16 protein-coding genes are annotated in these 17,083 nt (G+C 38.0%); 7 read left to right on the top strand and 9 right to left on the bottom strand.

Features of this window, described 5'->3' with window-relative positions:
- Positions 1-16: 16 nt before the first annotated feature.
- A complete protein-coding gene (locus LO754_RS15335; protein WP_081769960.1) occupies positions 17-190 on the top strand; it encodes a FeoB-associated Cys-rich membrane protein in 174 nt (57 codons plus the stop codon).
- Between the two features lie 90 nt (positions 191-280).
- Here the strand turns inward: LO754_RS15335 and LO754_RS15340 are convergent, their stop codons facing one another.
- Positions 281-1,969, bottom strand: a complete 1,689-nt coding sequence (locus LO754_RS15340) for a methyl-accepting chemotaxis protein (protein WP_231784726.1) — start codon at positions 1,967-1,969, stop codon at positions 281-283.
- A 392-nt stretch (positions 1,970-2,361) separates the two neighbouring features.
- On the opposite strand from LO754_RS15340, the gene LO754_RS15345 reads away from it, so the two are divergent.
- Positions 2,362-2,901 carry a 4-hydroxy-3-methylbut-2-enyl diphosphate reductase gene (locus tag LO754_RS15345; RefSeq protein WP_024362994.1) on the top strand — a complete coding sequence of 180 codons (540 nt, stop codon included), beginning with the start codon at positions 2,362-2,364 and terminating at the stop codon, positions 2,899-2,901.
- Between the two features lie 69 nt (positions 2,902-2,970).
- Positions 2,971-3,939 carry a 4-hydroxy-3-methylbut-2-enyl diphosphate reductase gene (locus LO754_RS15350; RefSeq protein ID WP_024362995.1) on the top strand — a complete coding sequence of 323 codons (969 nt, stop codon included), beginning with the start codon at positions 2,971-2,973 and terminating at the stop codon, positions 3,937-3,939.
- A 132-nt stretch (positions 3,940-4,071) separates the two neighbouring features.
- Here LO754_RS15350 and LO754_RS15355 read toward each other — a convergent pair whose 3' ends face one another.
- Both LO754_RS15355 and LO754_RS15360 read right to left on the bottom strand, forming a co-directional pair.
- A complete protein-coding gene (locus tag LO754_RS15355; RefSeq protein ID WP_024362996.1) occupies positions 4,072-4,773 on the bottom strand; it encodes a response regulator in 702 nt (233 codons plus the stop codon).
- A 55-nt stretch (positions 4,774-4,828) separates the two neighbouring features.
- Complete coding sequence (locus tag LO754_RS15360) at positions 4,829-6,409, bottom strand: ATP-binding protein (protein WP_488209313.1); 1,581 nt, start codon at positions 6,407-6,409, stop codon at positions 4,829-4,831.
- 112 nt (positions 6,410-6,521) lie between these two features.
- Between LO754_RS15360 and LO754_RS15365 the strand changes: the two genes are divergently transcribed.
- Together LO754_RS15365 and LO754_RS15370 are read left to right on the top strand one after the other, a co-directional pair.
- Entirely contained in the window at positions 6,522-7,568 is a 1,047-nt protein-coding gene (locus LO754_RS15365) for a TRAP transporter substrate-binding protein (RefSeq protein WP_231784727.1), read from the top strand.
- A gap of 259 nt (positions 7,569-7,827) precedes the next feature.
- Complete coding sequence (locus LO754_RS15370; protein WP_024362999.1) at positions 7,828-9,093, top strand: dicarboxylate/amino acid:cation symporter; 1,266 nt, start codon at positions 7,828-7,830, stop codon at positions 9,091-9,093.
- A gap of 530 nt (positions 9,094-9,623) precedes the next feature.
- On the opposite strand, the gene LO754_RS15375 is transcribed toward LO754_RS15370, so the two are convergent.
- The 4 genes from LO754_RS15375 to LO754_RS15390 form a co-directional block, all read right to left on the bottom strand.
- Positions 9,624-11,060, bottom strand: coding sequence for a four-carbon acid sugar kinase family protein (locus tag LO754_RS15375; RefSeq protein WP_024363001.1), 1,437 nt, complete (start codon positions 11,058-11,060; stop codon positions 9,624-9,626).
- A gap of 2 nt (positions 11,061-11,062) precedes the next feature.
- Positions 11,063-11,962, bottom strand: coding sequence for a 2-hydroxy-3-oxopropionate reductase (garR, locus tag LO754_RS15380; RefSeq protein ID WP_231784728.1), 900 nt, complete (start codon positions 11,960-11,962; stop codon positions 11,063-11,065).
- Positions 11,963-12,047: 85 nt separating this feature from the next.
- Positions 12,048-13,409 (bottom strand): GntT/GntP/DsdX family permease, encoded by a 1,362-nt coding sequence (locus LO754_RS15385; RefSeq protein WP_231784729.1) that lies wholly within the window; start codon positions 13,407-13,409, stop codon positions 12,048-12,050.
- Positions 13,410-13,473: 64 nt separating this feature from the next.
- The gene (locus LO754_RS15390) at positions 13,474-14,322 is read right to left on the bottom strand and encodes a MurR/RpiR family transcriptional regulator (protein ID WP_024363004.1); all 849 of its coding nucleotides are present in this window, start codon (positions 14,320-14,322) and stop codon (positions 13,474-13,476) included.
- A 284-nt stretch (positions 14,323-14,606) separates the two neighbouring features.
- On the opposite strand from LO754_RS15390, the gene LO754_RS15395 reads away from it, so the two are divergent.
- Together LO754_RS15395 and LO754_RS15400 are read left to right on the top strand one after the other, a co-directional pair.
- The gene (locus LO754_RS15395; RefSeq protein ID WP_025220017.1) at positions 14,607-15,143 is read left to right on the top strand and encodes a tubby C-terminal domain-like protein; all 537 of its coding nucleotides are present in this window, start codon (positions 14,607-14,609) and stop codon (positions 15,141-15,143) included.
- Positions 15,144-15,193: 50 nt separating this feature from the next.
- Positions 15,194-15,391 carry a YwbE family protein gene (locus tag LO754_RS15400; protein WP_231784730.1) on the top strand — a complete coding sequence of 66 codons (198 nt, stop codon included), beginning with the start codon at positions 15,194-15,196 and terminating at the stop codon, positions 15,389-15,391.
- A gap of 85 nt (positions 15,392-15,476) precedes the next feature.
- Here the strand turns inward: LO754_RS15400 and LO754_RS15405 are convergent, their stop codons facing one another.
- Positions 15,477-16,367, bottom strand: a complete 891-nt coding sequence (locus LO754_RS15405) for a PhzF family phenazine biosynthesis protein (protein WP_231784731.1) — start codon at positions 16,365-16,367, stop codon at positions 15,477-15,479.
- A gap of 172 nt (positions 16,368-16,539) precedes the next feature.
- On the bottom strand, positions 16,540-17,076 hold the full coding sequence (locus tag LO754_RS15410) for an NADPH-dependent FMN reductase (protein WP_231784732.1): 537 nt from the start codon (positions 17,074-17,076) through the stop codon (positions 16,540-16,542).
- Positions 17,077-17,083 lie beyond the last annotated feature (7 nt).

Raw genomic sequence — 17,083 nt, forward strand, 5'->3', positions numbered from 1 at the left:
GGTGTAGAAGATGTCGATAATCATCAATGTAGTCATTGGCAGTATTATTTTTGGCTATGCAGGGGTTACTTTATATAAGAGCATTAAGAAACAGAAAAAAGGGAAATGTGCAGCCTGTTCTTTACAGAAAAGTTGTACAACCAATACATGCGCACCTCCGGCTAAAATAAACGATTCCAATCAACATTAACATAGCAACTTTACAAAGGTATTAAAATAGGCATGGCTCCCAAGTATAGGAGTCATGCCTTTTGTATTTCGCATATGAAACGACAACGTATTAGATATTAAATTTATTGATAACTTCTTTCACTGATAACGCTTCCTCACTTAACGATTTAGCAACCGTGTTAATCTCCTGTATAGTTGCCACTTGTTCTTCAATGGTCGCTGCAACGGCATCTGACTGTTCAGCAGCATGGACAGCAGCGGAAGACATTTCATTTACCGAGGCGGCCATTTCTTCTGTACTTGCTGAAATTTGTTGGGTTGAAGCCGAGACATCTTCAATTTGGTCCGTCATCTCTTCAATAGATTTTAAAATATTATCGAAGGAATGTTGGGCATTGCGAATAAATTTCACGCCTTCCTCAACATTGCCTACTGTTTCCCCTACCGCCTTTTCCACTTCTTGCGTATCTTGTTGAATAAGCGTTACTAGCTCGACAATTTGTTTTGCGGATTCTTTGGATTCCTCTGCTAGTTTGCGTACTTCATCTGCAACAATTGCAAAACCTTTCCCATGCTCTCCTGCACGGGCTGCTTCGATTGCGGCATTAAGTGCCAACAGATTCGTTTGTTCCGTAATAGCAGAAATCACTTTTGTAATATTGACAATTTCAGCAGATTGAGTACTTAGCTGATCGATTCGATCACTTGTTGATTGAGATGATTGTTGAATAATCGACATTTGCTTTTCTGCAATTTGTAAGGTTTGTTCGCCTTCGTTTGCAGCAGATTGTGTACTGATTGCTTTTGTATGAAGCATTTGTGTAGCTTCTGCAATACGTTGAACACCTTGTGCAGTTTCATCCATCGCTATCGAACTCTCCCGCCCAGTTGCAGCAGATTGATTATCACTAAAAGCCATTCGTTCGACAAGATTGGCAATATCGTTTGAAGAATGTGATATCTCGTCCGTACTAGCTGCTAATTGCTCCGCTGCGGAAGTGGTATGTTCCACATTCAATGTCATGTTATGAATAAGTGAATGTAAATTAGATTTCATCAAATTAAATGAATCTGCTAATTTTCTTATTTCATCATTTGTTCGAACTTCTATATCTTTTTGACATAAATCGCCTTTTGCAATCACTTCAGCCGCTGCCGCCAATTTATTTACTGGCACAACAATTGAACGAACTAACAAGACGCCAACTGCTAAACAAATGACTAAAATAATGCCAAATATCCATAAGAACACGTCTCTATTATGGTCGACAAGATGTTCAACATTGTCTAATTTTTTTTGCATTTCGGCAATGCTATCTTGTTGGAATACATCTACTTTTTCATTAATTTCTATTGACGTTGTATCAAATTCAAGCATTATTTGATTACCAGCCTCATGGCCACCTTCTATATAACTAGTTGCCATTTTCTTCCCAGTGCTATAGTAGGCATCAAATGCACGTTTAATCGTATCTAATTTTTCTTGCTGTTGGGGATGAAGGCTTTTCAATTGTTCTAAGTCTCGATAAAAAATTTCACTATATTTTTGTGCCAAGTCAAACCCATCATCTAAATTATTTTGGGCACGTGTGGCACTAATATCCGTTAAATACTGTTGTACCTGCACAACTGACAACTTCATTTCATCTGCTAGCAATGTAGATTGAAATGTCTTTTCCTTTATTACTTGTATTTCCTCTAGCTGCGAAGATGCATTTCGTTGTTGAACAATCCCCATTACTAGAACAAGCAATATAATAATACCAAACGATAACACACTTCTTAATTTAATTGTCACAAAAAACCCTCCTCAATTGGACCCGACTATTACAGTTTTGTAAAAATAACAAACCACATTTACATAACTGTAACATATTTCTTACAATCCAATCGCTATTATTCATTTTTCCACTAATATAATCCATAATACACATTCTTTTTGCCTAAGTTAGCACTTACCAACAAATTATTATACGCTTGCTCAAGTAAAAATATTGTGTATTTTTTTAGAATTTTATTTACAAAGCAGTTGATGGAACGATGTTTTTACAGCTGTTCTTTCATGATTCCTTACGATTTCTTCCACTTTCTAGTTATTAGTCGTTGTCGAACGCTAACATCAGCGTCTGCATATCATATCTATAATCAGGTATGTCATCAATGAAAAACGTACAATGAAAGGAGATCATTATGGTATTTAGACCACCTTATCAATTCCCTATGTATCCAAATGGCATGCAAATGCCTGCGCAAATGCCCATGCAAATGCGGATGCCAACACCTCCACAAATGCCACCGCAGTCCTTTTACCCGCCTGGAGGCTTTCCTCAACCACGAATTCCAGGTGGCTTTCCAATGTCTGGGGGCATGAGGGGGGCATTCGGAGGGCAAATGCCGACACCACCTGTACAGGAGCCTTCTAAAATCGGTTCATTTTTACAACAGGCAAATAGTTTATTTAACTCTGCCAAAACGTATACCCCTTATATACAACAAGCAATGCCTATGGTAAAAAACATTCCTTCACTATTAAAACTATATAAAGGTTTTTCAGGGCTCCCTGCAGCTGGAGCGGCGGCGGGTGCGGCAGCGGCAGCAACTGATGCAGCCGCGGCTAGCAATGTCGCAGGTTCAACAAGAACTAGACGTTCAACACAACAAAGTGCGTCGACTACTCCGCGACAACCACTTCCATCGAAGCCGCGCATTTTCCAGCCACCTATGGAGTGAACGTTTCTTTGTATTCGCCGTGCCTGTCCGTTATAATGTAGGTAGGTAAGCTTGAAAGGAGTCACAACCATGCAAGTATTAAAAATTAATCCACGTGGCTATTGCTACGGTGTTGTTGATGCGATGGTCATTGCACGTAACGCCGCACTCGATAAAACATTACCAAGACCTATCTACATTTTAGGGATGATTGTGCACAATAAGCATGTTACAGATGCCTTTGAAGAGGATGGTATCATTACACTAGATGGTGATAATCGTTTAGAAATTATTGAACAGGTTGAAACAGGCACTGTTATTTTCACAGCACATGGTGTTTCACCTGAAATTCGTGAAATTGCGAAACGCAAAGGCCTAGTATCCATTGATGCTACATGTCCTGACGTAACAGTAACACACGATTTGATTCGTGAAAAATCAGCTGAGGGCTATGATATTATTTATATCGGTAAGAAAGGTCATCCAGAGCCAGAGGGGGCAATTGGTGTTGCTCCAGACCATGTTCATTTAGTACAATCTTCATCGGATATCGATGCATTAAACTTAACGAATGATAAATTGCTCGTCACGAACCAAACGACTATGAGTCAATGGGACGTTGCACATTTAATGGATAGTTTAAAAGAAAAGTTCCCACATATCGAAGTTCATAAAGAAATTTGTTTAGCGACACAAGTACGTCAAGAAGCAGTTGCGAAACAAGCAGGGGAAGCTGATTTACTAATTGTTGTTGGTGATCCAAAATCTAATAACTCAAACCGTCTTACACAAGTATCAGTAGAAATTGCTGGCACACCTTCGTATCGTATTGCAGACGTTTCGGAGCTTAAAATTGATTGGTTAAAAGGAATTAATACTGTTGCTGTCACTGCCGGTGCCTCAACGCCAACCCCTATTGTAAAAGAGGTTATTACTTTCCTTGAGCAATTCGATGAAAAAGACGAAACAACGCATACGATCCAACGGACGGTGACACTTGATAAAATTTTACCAAAAATTAAAACGCCTAAACCTGTCGATAAAATTATGCCTTACTAATTGACTTAGGGCGATGTTAAAGTACTTGAACAAAACGAAAAAGTGTTAGATTGATTGTCATCAATCTAACACTTTTTTGCTACGCAATTGTTGTCCGCTTCGGCGCTACTTTCCGCTCAGCACACCTTAGTGTCATTTACTAAAATAATAATTAATTGGGCGACCAATGCCACCGTAATGGACATCCATCGTAATTTCCTGTTGTTTTTCTAAATAATCTAAGTACCGTCTTGCTGTTACACGCGCAATGCCCACCCCACTGGCAACATCTTCTGCTGATGCACCGTCCACTGATTGTAAATAATGGACCACTTTTTCAAGTGTTGCTCGATTAAAACCTTTCGGCAACGTTTTTTCAGACTTTTCTTCATTTGCTAGCTCACGTTTTTCTTGCTCATTATGATAATGGAATAATTGATCGAGCTCTCCTTGCGTAAATTCTCTTTCTGTTTGCATTTGTTGCTTAAAGCGCTTGTAATTTTCCAGCGTTCCTTGTACGCGCTCAAATGAAAAAGGCTTCATGATATAATCGAAGACACCAAGGTGCAAAACTTGTTTAACGGTTTCCATATCATTGGCTGCTGTTACGGTAATAACGTCGACTGGTATTTTCAATTCTCGAATTTTCCGCAAGCTTGTTAGGCCATCCTGCTCTGGCATAAAAATATCCATAAATACAAGGTCTGGTTGTAGTGAACAAATTTGCTCTATGCCCTCTACGCCGTTTGAGGCTTGTCCTATTACCTCAAATCCGGCTACTTTTTCGATGAATTGACGGTTTACTTCCCGCACCATCGGATCGTCCTCTATTAATAACACGTTTATTTGTGTCACTGTCAAGCCCTCCATATACTCTAGTACAACTCATTAGCGAAAAAATCGCTGTATATTAAGAATGATAAAATGTTAATAAAAAGCTCGTCCCTTTGTTCGGCTCACTTATTACTTCAATTTCACCCTGTCCTTTTTGGACAATTTCTTTTATTAAATATAGTCCAATTCCTCGACCCTTTTTTTCTTTCGTCGAATAGCCATTATCAAAAATATGTGCCTTTACTGCCTCTGACATGCCGACACCGTTATCCGTTACTAATATTGCCAGTACATCTTCATCTTCATCCACCGAAATATGCACAACCTTTTCTTCCATCGGACTATCCTTTAATGCATCAAAGGCATTTTCGATTAGATTCCCAAAAATAATAACAAAATCGTGATGATCTAAATTTTTCGGAAATGTTGTCAGACGACTAGCTCTGTCTATTTCAAGTGTAATCCCATGCTCTTTCGCATGAGCAATTTTACTGAGCAATAGACCCGATATATTTTCATTTTTAATGCGCTCATTTAAAAACTTCGTAATTTCATCATGTTCTTCTTTTACTTGCGTTAAGTAAGTAAGTGCCTGATCATAATGACCAAGCTGTAAAAGACCAGCAATCGTATGCAATTTATTTTTATGTTCATGCGTTTGGACACGTAATGCCTGTACAAACGCCTTTACACCTGTAAGTTCTTCGGCTAGCTTTTTCACTTCTGTACGATCCTTGAACATAGCCACCGCACCAACGGTTTCACCATTTACCTGTATAGGAATCCGATTGCTCATAATACTATGATTATTGATATAAAGTTCACGATTATATAGTGGGCGATCTAGCGCTAATATCTCGGGTAGACGTGTATCTGGTAATACGTCGAAGATTTTTTTGCCTATTAATGCCGAAGGTCGGTGTGCTACGCCTAATATATCACATGCTTTTTCATTAAAGATTGTAATTGTAAATTCTTTATCAATGGCAATAATTCCCTCATGCATTGCGTTAAATGTTTCAGTTCGTTCCACATACATTTTAGCAATTTCGTGTGGTTCTAATCCAAACATTTGCTTTTTCATATGTCGCCCTAAAGTTTGAGCACCCCATGCGCTAAATAACAATGACATAACTAATGTAATGATTAGCTCTTTTTGTATAGACGATAGTAGCTCGCTAACTGTTAACACACTAAACCCTACAATCACTACGCCAATTTGACGTCCGTCATCATTCATGATCGGGACAAAAGCACGCACCATATCGCCATGTTCACCATGCGCGATTGATGTATAATAATGCTCCGAAAATGCCGCGTTTAAATCACCTGACTGTGATATGGTCCCTATTTCTTCCGAGTTCGGATGGGAATACTTGCGTCGTTGCATATCCAGAACCACAATATACTGTGCTCCGTTAATATCCCTAATTTCTTCCACAACAGGATTAATATGTTTAGTCGCTTCTAAAAAATCGCTGTTTGCAATGGCCGATTTTAATTCTGGTAACTGTGATACGGTTTTTGCTACCAATAACGCCTGTTCTGCTAACTTTTCTTTTTGCTCGTTCATCACAAACCCTAGTAAAAACGTACCACCAATACTAAAGGAAAGCATGAGTATAAAAAAAGTAAGAGACATGATTTTTCCCTTCATCGATAATTTTTGAAATTTCAATATCATTGCCTCCTTCTTACTATGTATTAGCTTTCTCCCTATGTTAGAATAACAAAAACATGTGAAAATACGAATCAATTGGGTGTATTATATGAAAAATTTTATTTTTGGAACGATTGCCACTGTTTTCGTTTTAACGATTGTATTTAGTATACAGCAAGGTTTTCTGTTTTCGAAAACCTTGCCGTATGATGATGAACAAAAAGGACTCGACAAACAAATTACCATCCATTTAAGTCATGTTGTAGCGGAGAATACGCCGAAAGGACAAGCTGCAACTAAATTTGCAGAACTTGTTGAAGAAAAAACAAATGGTAAGGTTAAAGTACATGTCTATCCAAATGCCTCGCTATATAACGATGAAAATGAATTCCAAGCGTTACAAGATGGAAAAGTTGAAATGATTATCCCTACTTTTTCTAAAATGACTTCTTACCTACCAGATTGGCAAGTACTTGATCTGCCCTATCTTTTTCATACAGATGATGAAGTACGTGAAGTTTTGACAGGACCCATCGGTGAACAATTACTAGATGAGCTGAAGCCTTTTAATGTTCACGGCCTCGGTTTTTGGCATAATGGCTTTAAACATTTAACTGCCGAGCATCCAATTCATTCATTTGAGGATTTACAAGGGTTACGCATACGTACCATGCCAAGCAAAACACTTGAAAAACAATTCAGCTTAGTAGGTGCAACGCCAGTATCGATTTCCTTTAGTGAAATTTTTACTGACCTTGAAGCACACGCTATCGATGCACAAGAGAACACGGCATCTAATATTTTTTCCAAAGGCTTTTACAAAGTTCAAAAAAATATGACATTAACTAAACATGGTATTTTAGGTTATTCGGTTTTAATGAATGAAAAATTTTGGGAACAGCTACCACCCAAAGTTCAAAAACAACTAATGGAAGCGATGAAAGAAACTACTGACTGGCAATTTAAGCAAGCAGTTTTTATGAACAGCAATGATTTACGTAAACTACAACAAGAGAACGATTTTGAAATTTACACAATGAGTGATGCAGAACGACAACGTTTTCAAGAAAAACTAGCTCCTGTCTATGATTTCTATAAAGCCGATGTCAAACAGCATCATATACTATCTGAAATCCAAAAAATTGTTTCTCCCTAAACTTTTTGGTCATTTTGGCTAAATCCTCACTTTTCGTGAGGATTTTTTCTTTTGTATTATAATAGATTCAATAATTTATAATCTACTATAAAACAGCCTTCAACCCTTGATATTACTAACTTCCAAACTATCGAAACGAAAAATGAACAAAATGAACAATAGAAACTTTACGGTCATAAAAACTATTGTCGGAAAATTTCAGCTATGATAACCACATGAAAGCGTTCACAAATTATACATTTTTCAAGGGGGAAGTATTATGCGTATAAATTTTAAAAACTTAACGGTACAAGTGCTGATTGCCATCGTACTCGGTATTATTGTTGGAGCCGCATTCCCAGAGTTCGGTGCTAGCTTAAAAATACTAGCTGATATATTTATTAAATTAATTAAGATGTTAATTGCACCTATAATTTTCTTAACGGTCGTTATCGGAATTGGTAGCATGGGCGATGTGAAAAAGGTCGGAAAAATTGGTGGGAAAGCATTAATTTATTTTGAAATTGTCTCTACTTTCGCACTTGCGATTGGCTTACTTGTAGTAAATATTATTCAACCTGGTAAAGGATTTAATACTGATGCAGCCAATGCTGCAGATGTTGCTCAATATACAGAGCAAGCTGCTGCTGCTGAGCATGGATTTGGAGCATTTATAATGCAAATTATCCCTGATAATGTAGTTGGTGCACTAGCAAATGGCGAGTTATTGCCTGTCTTATTTTCTGCAGTATTATTCGGTTTAGCTGCTGCTGCTATAGGTGAACCAGCAAAACCTGTTATCAAATTTTTTGAACACGTTGCAGATATTTTCTTTAAAATTGTCAATATGGTGATGAAAATTTCTCCAATTGGTGCATTTGGTGCGATGAGTTACACAATTGGGAACTTCGGTTTAAAATCGCTTGGTAATTTAGGTTTCTTAATGCTCTCTGTGTACCTTACAATGTTCCTATTTATTGTTGTCATTATTGGTTTAATTACACGTTACTTTGGCTTTAATATTTTTAAATTTATTAAATACATCAAAGATGAAATTTTTATCGTAATCGGTACTTCTTCTTCAGAATCTGCGCTACCTTCTATGATGCGCAAATTAGAAAATTACGGTTGTTCAAAACAAGTTGTTGGACTTGTTATGCCAACAGGTTATTCTTTTAACTTGGACGGTACTTCCATTTATTTATCCATGGCGGCTATTTTTATTGCCCAAGCTTATGGGGTAGATTTAGATATTTGGCATCAGCTTACTTTACTAGGGATTTTAATGTTAACTTCTAAAGGTGCTGCCGGTGTCACAGGCTCAGGCTTTATTACGCTAGCTGCAACACTTGCTGCATTCCCGATGATTCCTGTAGAAGGTATTGCTCTGTTAATAGGTGTAGACCGCTTTATGTCAGAGGCTCGTGCTGTCACTAACCTAATTGGTAACGGTGTAGCAACAGTTGTCGTATCGAAGATGGAAAAAGAATTTGATACGGACCAAGAAAAACGCGCTCTTTCAGGTGAAATGATTCACAACGCTTAAACATAAAACATCCAATCTACTTGTAAAGTTAGTAGATTGGATGTTTTTTTATAGTAAGTCAATCCTTTTGCTAGTTTTCTTCCACGCCCCGTGTCTTAAGAAATTTTGTAGTCAAGCGAATCAGAAAAGCACTTACTATTGCTATTCCCAAAAACGACGTCACTATAAAAACGATCGGGGAACCTATAAAAACGAACATCACATCGGTATGACTTTCTGCTACATATCTCTCCCCTAGTTTTACCTTTCCGAAAATCTCTTTAATATATGACCATCCATACATAATGAAAACGAATAGTATATGTAGGACTAACGAACAAAAAAATGCCTGCACAGCCGTTTTCAGCATAAACTTTTCCTAGTTCGCTGAAACATAGGAAAGAATGTACACCAAATCATCAATTTTTCCACTTCCCTTTTCTATGGAATAAATAACTATTTTAACATAAAAAGAAAAACCGTAACGCCTTCATTAGTAGCAAGAAGTTCGGTTTATCTTTTCTCTAAAAGGTTAAATATGTTCAAAATCGTTACTTTATTTCTCCTTCCAAAACTTCAATCACTTCTTTTAGCGTATTGATTGTGCCGACATTGCCAGGGAAAATGATGTAACATGAATCGGGGAATTTGCTTTCTTGTCCTATTTTCCATACGGGAATTCCGGGTTTTATTTGACCAGCTACTGTCGCACGCTTAACCGATAGTCCAATTGTTCCCACGCTTGAAGAAGTAATTCCGCCTTTTGCAACAATGTATTTTGGCTGTACCTGTAAGTTGTAAACAATACTTGTCACAGCATTTGAAATTTTAACGGCTAATTGAAGTTCGTTTTCACCTTGGTTTTCTCCTAAATCTAGCCTCTCGCGACGAGTGTAATACACTACAGATTTACCTGCACTGATTAACTCTTCGCAAGTAGTGCGAACACGTTGAATCTCTTGTTGAAACTTCTCATCATCATGTACAAGATGAACGTCAAGCTCTACCCCTGTGACAAGACCACTATCCAGAAGTGCGTATAATTGGTCTGTTGTTTTTTGCACATGGGAACCAACTACAATCAGTCCCCCGCTGGACGACTTATCTGTCATCAGCTCATCTCTTGATAAAAGTGGCTTATATGAAATACCGCCTAAAACTTTTGTTAATGAAGCGGCACTCCTAAAAATAAATGATTTCCCTGCTTTCATGACTTGAAGCAAGGCAATAACAAATACTTCAACATCACTATAAGCTGCTGCATTGACAACGATTTTCCTAAAATTTTTTGCAGCTAGTAATTGCGCTTGTATGGCTTTCATATTTTGTGAGCGTAAGTCTTCAAGAGTGATATAAATTGTATCTTCTTTTGTATAAGCACCTTTTGTTTTTTCTTCAATCCATTCGCCCAAATGAGAGGAAACAAAACCAAAAGTACGGTCTTTTGCAAATTCAGTTTCACCTGCTGGAACAAGTTCATCTCCATACTGAACATAATGAATATTATGGATTGTTAAACGACCGCCTTCTTCAAAAAAAGGAATAATAATTTCCCCATCAAACGTTGTATCAGAAATTTCTTCAATTGAAGTTTTCAATGTTTCCGTCTCTAGAGGGTAATGGCCACGCAATGTGGAATCCCCTCGACTAATCAACACATAAGGCTTTCCTTCTTGCAAAGAAATAGCATGTACACGGTGTGCGATGTCCCGATGGACGACTGCTGTTTCCTCTGCTGAAAAACTGCGGGAGTTTGTTAACAGAAAAAAAACCTGATTCTTTTCGCGAAATCCTTGCTTAATGCTTTCTTCTGTCCAATCCGTATAAACCGAAACACCATGAACGGTTTGAACACCGGTTGGGTCATCATCAAGAACAACGATTTTATGATGAAAACTCCTTAGCTCATCCTTTAATTTTAGTTGAATTTGCTTATGATTCGCTTCAAGAAGGCTCGATAACACTTCCGATGTTTTTTTCTTTACCACGATTATTGCCCCTCTCTTGAAACTTCAACATTCGCTAATTTCTCATAATGTTGAACAATGCTTGCGTGATCCAATCTCTCTTTTCCATCTGCCTTTAAACTATAAAAAATTTCTAAAAGTTGCGCCGATAATGGCAGTGGAACAGCTAGCTCATGTGCAGTATTCATTACATTTTTTATATCTTTCAGATTAATGTCGACACGGCCACCCGCTTGAAAGTTTCGATTAAGAATCATTGGAATTTTAGCATCCATTACGGTGCTTCCCGCAAGTCCTCCACGAATTGCCTCGTACATTTTCCCCACATTAATACCGGCTTTTGTCGCTAGCACAAGTGCTTCGGAAATAGCAGCAATATTTAAATTTACAATGATTTGATTGGCTAGCTTTGCTGTAGTGCCACAACCTGGATCACCAACATGGACAATGTTACTCCCCATATTCCCAAGAATGTCTTTTACCTTTTCAAATACCTCTTCCTTTCCACCAACCATAATTGTCAATGTTCCATCAATTGCCTTTGGCTCTCCACCACTAACTGGTGCATCAAGGAAATGGACGCCTCGATTGGCAGAGAGCTCAAACATTTCTTTTGATTCTGACGGTGTGACTGAGCTCATGTCGATAATAATCATATCCCGACGAGCACCTTCCATTACCCCTTGTTCGCCGAAAATAGCTTGGAAAACATCTGCCCCTTGCGGTAGCATTGTAATCACCACATCACTTGTTAATGCTACTTCCTTACTAGAAGTTGCCTTGTTAGCACCATCTTGTGCAAGCATATCAACTGTGGTTGTATTTATATCGTATACAGTCACATCATTACCTTTTTTTAAAAGGTTGCGAACCATTGGTGCCCCCATAATGCCAAGTCCAATAAATCCTATTTTTTTCTTCATTTTGACTTCAGCTCCAATCTAGTTGTTTATTAATCAGTGATAAATACCTTTTTCGTATCTAAAGCAACGCTATTAAACAAGTAAATTATAACCCTGGTAAAATCCCTTGGAATATGCTGAGAATGTAGACGAATAGTAATACGGTTACACCTGATAAGAAGCCCCCAATTGTCCAAACTCTTATTGTTTCTGTTATAGATAAACGTCCAAATTTACTTACTACCCAAAAACCTGAATCGTTAGGAAGTGATAAACCGACCCCGCCTGCACAAATTGCAAGACCCAATAGGACTGGCGATACGCCAAGTTCCGTCGCTATCGGACCCATGATTGAAGATGTTGTCACTAGCGCAACCGTGGCAGACCCAAGCGATGCACGAAGAATTTGCGAAAATAAAAATGCAAGTAATAAGGCAGGCATATTAAGCCCTTGCATCATAGCAATAAGTAAATCACCAATGCCTGTTTCTTGAACCACTTTACCAAAGGCACCACCTGCTCCAGTAATAAGGATGACCAAACCGCTTTGATTAAACGCTTTGGCAAACACAGTTTTAGAATCTTCCTTGATGTATGGCTTTAAGGCAAACATTGCGACAACTAAACTAATTAACAGTGCAACATTTTTATCTCCAATAACGGAAAAAAAGGTCGGAACGAAATGTTCTGGGTTGCCTCTGAATAGTAAATTCATGAATGTGTTCGATAAAATCAAAATAATTGGTAAAGCGAGTATGCTAAATGAAAGAACTGTTGAAATTTCTTTTCTGTCAGCAATTGTGCTATTTCCTTCAGACATTTCATAATCATCAAGACGTCCATTATTTGCAATGCGCTTCCCTATAAACTTTCCATACATGACGCCACCTACGAGTACGCCAGGAATGGAAACAAGCAATCCATAAAGAAGAAATACTCCGATATCCGAGCCTGTTTGGTCAGCAACCACTAATGGCCCTGGTGTCGGGATAATTAAACTATGGGCAGTAATTAATCCAATCGAAAGAATTGCAACAAAAGTAGAAAGTGCTATTTTTGTTTTAAGAGAAATATTTTGGATTAATTTATGTAAAATAATAAACGCTGCATCAAAGAATACAGGAATTGAAACAGTAATCGATGTCATTGCAATAGCGTAAGGAGATTTTTTCACCCCAAAGACGCTTAGCATCCCAGTAGCAATTTTATTAATGGCCCCTGATGATGCTAAAAATTGACCAAATAATATTCCAAGTCCGATTAGAATACCAACACCAGCTAGTGTATTGCCAAATCCGGTAGCGATAATGCCAGGGATTTCTTTCGCAGGAATGCCTGACAATAAGCCAAGACCAAGGGCAACCACTAAAAGAGAGACAAAGGCATCCCATTTGAATCTAATAATAAGGACAAATAAAACAATTAAAGCAAGAACAAATCCAAAAATGAGTGTATGACCTGTTAACATTGTAGTGTATCCTCCTTAAGTAAAAAGTTAGTTAAGGTGACAACGCTTACATTTTATTTATCATTTACTTCTTCATTCTAGTAACAGCTAATCTTGAACGATTAATGGATTCTTTTACATGACTCCCTCCGATTGCAACAACCCTTGTAAATAAGGTGTCAATTAAAGCAAGTTGCACGAGGCGACTGACCATCGCATCCGATCGCTTTTCTGTCTCTTGCGCCTGCGTAAGAAGCAACGTATCAGCCATTTGAGCAAGCGTTGTGTTTGAATTCGATGTAATAACAATGACAAACGCTCCACTTTTTTGACTCATTTTCACTACCTCTATAATATTGACTGTTTCTCCAGAATGCGATATGACAATGACAACATCATCTTTACACATATGGTTAGCATAAATCGCTTGGTAATGTGGATCCTTTACAGCAATTGTCGTACCGCCCATTCTCATAAATTTATGAGCACCGTCTTCTGCAATGTTACCAGAAAGACCTTGTCCGAAAAAAAACACTCTGTCTGCTTTTGAGATAATTTGAACCGCTTCTTCCATCTGTTGAACGTTTATTTTTTCTTTCGTCATCGACATCGCTGTGGCAAGCTGATCGGCCATTTTATCGAAAACAACATCAGCAAGATCTTCATCCTTAATCTCATTGTAATTCCCTATTGATGTGATACCGTTATTTACTTGTTCTTGAGCAAGTGCTACTTTTAACTCTTGGTAACTAGCATATCCAAGCTTTCTATACAGTCGAACAACACTCGGCTCACTCACCTTGCTTAATAGTGAAAGTTCGTTCATTGACAGCAAAAAGGGTTGCTCATGCATTTTTAGCTGCTCGACTACCTTCCTCTCAGAAATAGTTAGCGAGCTCATTTTGCTATTAATTCTTTCTTCAAAGCTTAACAATTGAAAATCACCTCCCAAATTTATTTGTAATTTTACTACATAAAAAAAGCATGATACAAGTTTTTTTAGAAAAAAAGACATATTATTGTTATTATTATTTTAATTTAATCATATATATATTAAAAAATGTAGTGAAATTACAAAAAGTGAAATGCCGTTTCACAGGAAGAAATAACATCGATTCGGAGCAGACAGCATGCACAAAGTTAAAATGATTCCCAACACTCAATAATGAAACCTCCAGTCTTGCTTACTCGTATAGTAAGTAAATTGGAGGTTTTTTTATGGCAACATTTACACTTACATATTCCCAAGCATTTGATAGACCGTCAAAGTACCCTATCCTAAATAGTCACCATGAAACAGTTTGTATTCTCCAACCTGTCGAACGTTCCAATATTGTAAAAGTACTGAATGTAGCTGCGCTAGTAGCAACACAACAATCGTTGCCACATCGCTATGAAACGCGCACTACGAAAGGAGAAGCTCTTTTTCAAGTGCGTTCCACACTGATAACACAAGGTGTAAGCCATCACTTAATCATGCCAGATGGAAGCATGATACCTATTCAGCGAAAAACGGTTCAATTATTGGAATCTTCCTATTCCTTTACAATGGATGGACTCGTCTTTCGTTTTGAGAAAGACTTTACTTCAACCGCATTTTTATATTGCAATGATGAAAAAATTGCGAGTGCAAGCTTTGTAGATAGTGGGATTCGTCGCGAAGGAATTGTCTTTAAACTGTTTCAATCAGATGATACTTTATTTGTCGCTTTAGTAGCCTCACTTTTTCAATCTCTATTTGCCATAGGTAACTAACGACACATATGCTATAATTTGAGTCATGCTATATAAATGTGAGGTACAGTATGAACGGTCAAAATCGAAAAGATATTTATCCGAGTATAGAGGTCAATATAATTCTTAAAAAAGATCAGCGAACAGGTGTTAAAACGAGAGGTATCGTGAAAGATATTTTAACCAACTCCTCGAACCATCCACATGGTATTAAAGTTCGTTTAACAGATGGCCAAATAGGTAGAGTGTGTGACATACTACAAAAGTAAAGAACGTATAACAAAAGAGACTGTTCTAATAAAGAACAGTCTCTTTTGTTTGAAATTGTGTGAGAATTGTTTGAGTGACTGGCACTTAAATTTGGACTTTTAATTCCTTTACATAGACAGCTGTTCCTGTGATTGAAATGTCCAATTCACCATCTACTTTGTTTACATGAACATGGACGCGACCATCTCGGTCAAGCTCTTGACCTTGCTCAACAACGAGTGTTTTTGGATATAACACTTCAGAATCGATGTACTTTGCGTAATATGCTCCCATGACGCCTGAAGCCGTCCCCGTTACGATATCTTGTATTGTGCCAGAGTATGGCGATGAAAAATGTCTAGCATGCATATCTGCCGACTTATCGAATGCTTGTAAACAAAATGGATGCAACGATGCTGTTGGCATTTCTTTTAATATAGACGGAAATGTAGCAGTTTGTGGACTCATTTTTTCAAACGAGGCTAAGTGCTGGACAGGTATTAATAAAGTCCATAAGCCTGTGCTTCCATAGACAATGGGTAATTCTGCATGTAATTCATCTTCGTTTAAACCGATCGACTGTGCAAGCGCTGCCTTAGAACCGTTAAAATCTACGAATTGTGGTGCCGCATGTTGCATTGTTATGTATAGCTTTTCCTCTTTTTCTTCCAGCAGGATTGGCAATATCCCCGCCTTCGTTTCAATTGTAATGCTTGATTTATTTGCTAAAAACCCTTGTGTTTGTAGAGCATAAATGGTTGCCATTGTGGCGTGTCCACATAAATCCACCTCGTGCCCTGGTGTAAAATAACGGATACGTATGTCTGCTTGATTAGATGGCAAGGCAAAGGCAGTTTCATTAAAGCCTACCATTTTAGCAATCTCTTGCATTTCTTGCTCACTGTATTGGCTTCCTTCCACTACAACCCCAGCAGGATTCCCCTTATTAGGCTCCGTACTAAATGCATCATAATGTTGAACAGTTACTATTTGCATAAACTTCCCCACTTTTTGTTAGAATGTTATCAAGGTATTTGCCAGAACTTTTTTCTAATGAATTCTGCTACCTTTATCATAATGCATTTGATTATCCAATGGAGAAGTTTCTTTGAATTTTCATAATTGTTTGGGTGACTGGCACTAGCATACTGGTGTATGCTAGTGCTGCTTAGCGAATGGTTTTTAAAGCATTCGCCCATGGAATAACTTGATCGAGCATTTGGTTCACTGAATCGGCTTGCACCTCTTTTGGCTTAAATACTGTACCATTTTCAAAATCTGTGAATAACGATAGTGCAGGATGTACACGAACATCTGCTACTAATAATTCACCAAGAATTCCGCGTAAATGTTCTGCGGCACGAGCACCACCTACAGAACCGTAAGACACAATACCTGCTGCTTTATTATTCCATTCTTGACGTAAATAATCTAAAGCGTTTTTAAGTGCTCCTGAAATAGAGTGATTATACTCTTGCACAATAAATACAAAACCATCACATGCAGCAACTCTTTGTGACCACGCAACTGCGCCCGAAGCATCGCCACCTGGCTCTCCTAAAAGGGGTAGTTTGAATTCAGCAATATCAATCATTTCATATTCTGCATCGCGGCGTTTTTCAGCTATTTCCTTTACCCACTGCCCCACTTGTGGGCTTAACCGTCCTTCACGTGTGCTACCTAAAATAATCCCGATTTTCAACATTTCTATT

The sequence above is a fragment of the Lysinibacillus sp. GJ-1 genome (genome assembly GCF_021166035.1).
GTDB lineage: Bacteria > Bacillota > Bacilli > Bacillales_A > Planococcaceae > Lysinibacillus > Lysinibacillus sphaericus.

Bases quoted from the DNA above. Each gene is read 5' to 3' on its own strand.
- LO754_RS15410 (WP_231784732.1), bottom strand. From the start codon at position 17,076: ATGTTGAAAATCGGGATTATTTTAGGTAGCACACGTGAAGGACGGTTA.
- LO754_RS15395 (WP_025220017.1), top strand. From the start codon at position 14,607: ATGGCAACATTTACACTTACATATTCCCAAGCATTTGATAGACCGTCA.
- LO754_RS15400 (WP_231784730.1), top strand. From the start codon at position 15,194: ATGAACGGTCAAAATCGAAAAGATATTTATCCGAGTATAGAGGTCAAT.
- LO754_RS15345 (WP_024362994.1), top strand. From the start codon at position 2,362: ATGGTATTTAGACCACCTTATCAATTCCCTATGTATCCAAATGGCATG.
- LO754_RS15405 (WP_231784731.1), bottom strand. From the start codon at position 16,367: ATGCAAATAGTAACTGTTCAACATTATGATGCATTTAGTACGGAGCCT.
- LO754_RS15385 (WP_231784729.1), bottom strand. From the start codon at position 13,409: ATGTTAACAGGTCATACACTCATTTTTGGATTTGTTCTTGCTTTAATT.
- LO754_RS15360 (WP_488209313.1), bottom strand. From the start codon at position 6,409: ATGAAGGGAAAAATCATGTCTCTTACTTTTTTTATACTCATGCTTTCC.
- LO754_RS15365 (WP_231784727.1), top strand. From the start codon at position 6,522: ATGAAAAATTTTATTTTTGGAACGATTGCCACTGTTTTCGTTTTAACG.
- garR (WP_231784728.1), bottom strand. From the start codon at position 11,962: ATGAAGAAAAAAATAGGATTTATTGGACTTGGCATTATGGGGGCACCA.
- LO754_RS15370 (WP_024362999.1), top strand. From the start codon at position 7,828: ATGCGTATAAATTTTAAAAACTTAACGGTACAAGTGCTGATTGCCATC.
- LO754_RS15350 (WP_024362995.1), top strand. From the start codon at position 2,971: ATGCAAGTATTAAAAATTAATCCACGTGGCTATTGCTACGGTGTTGTT.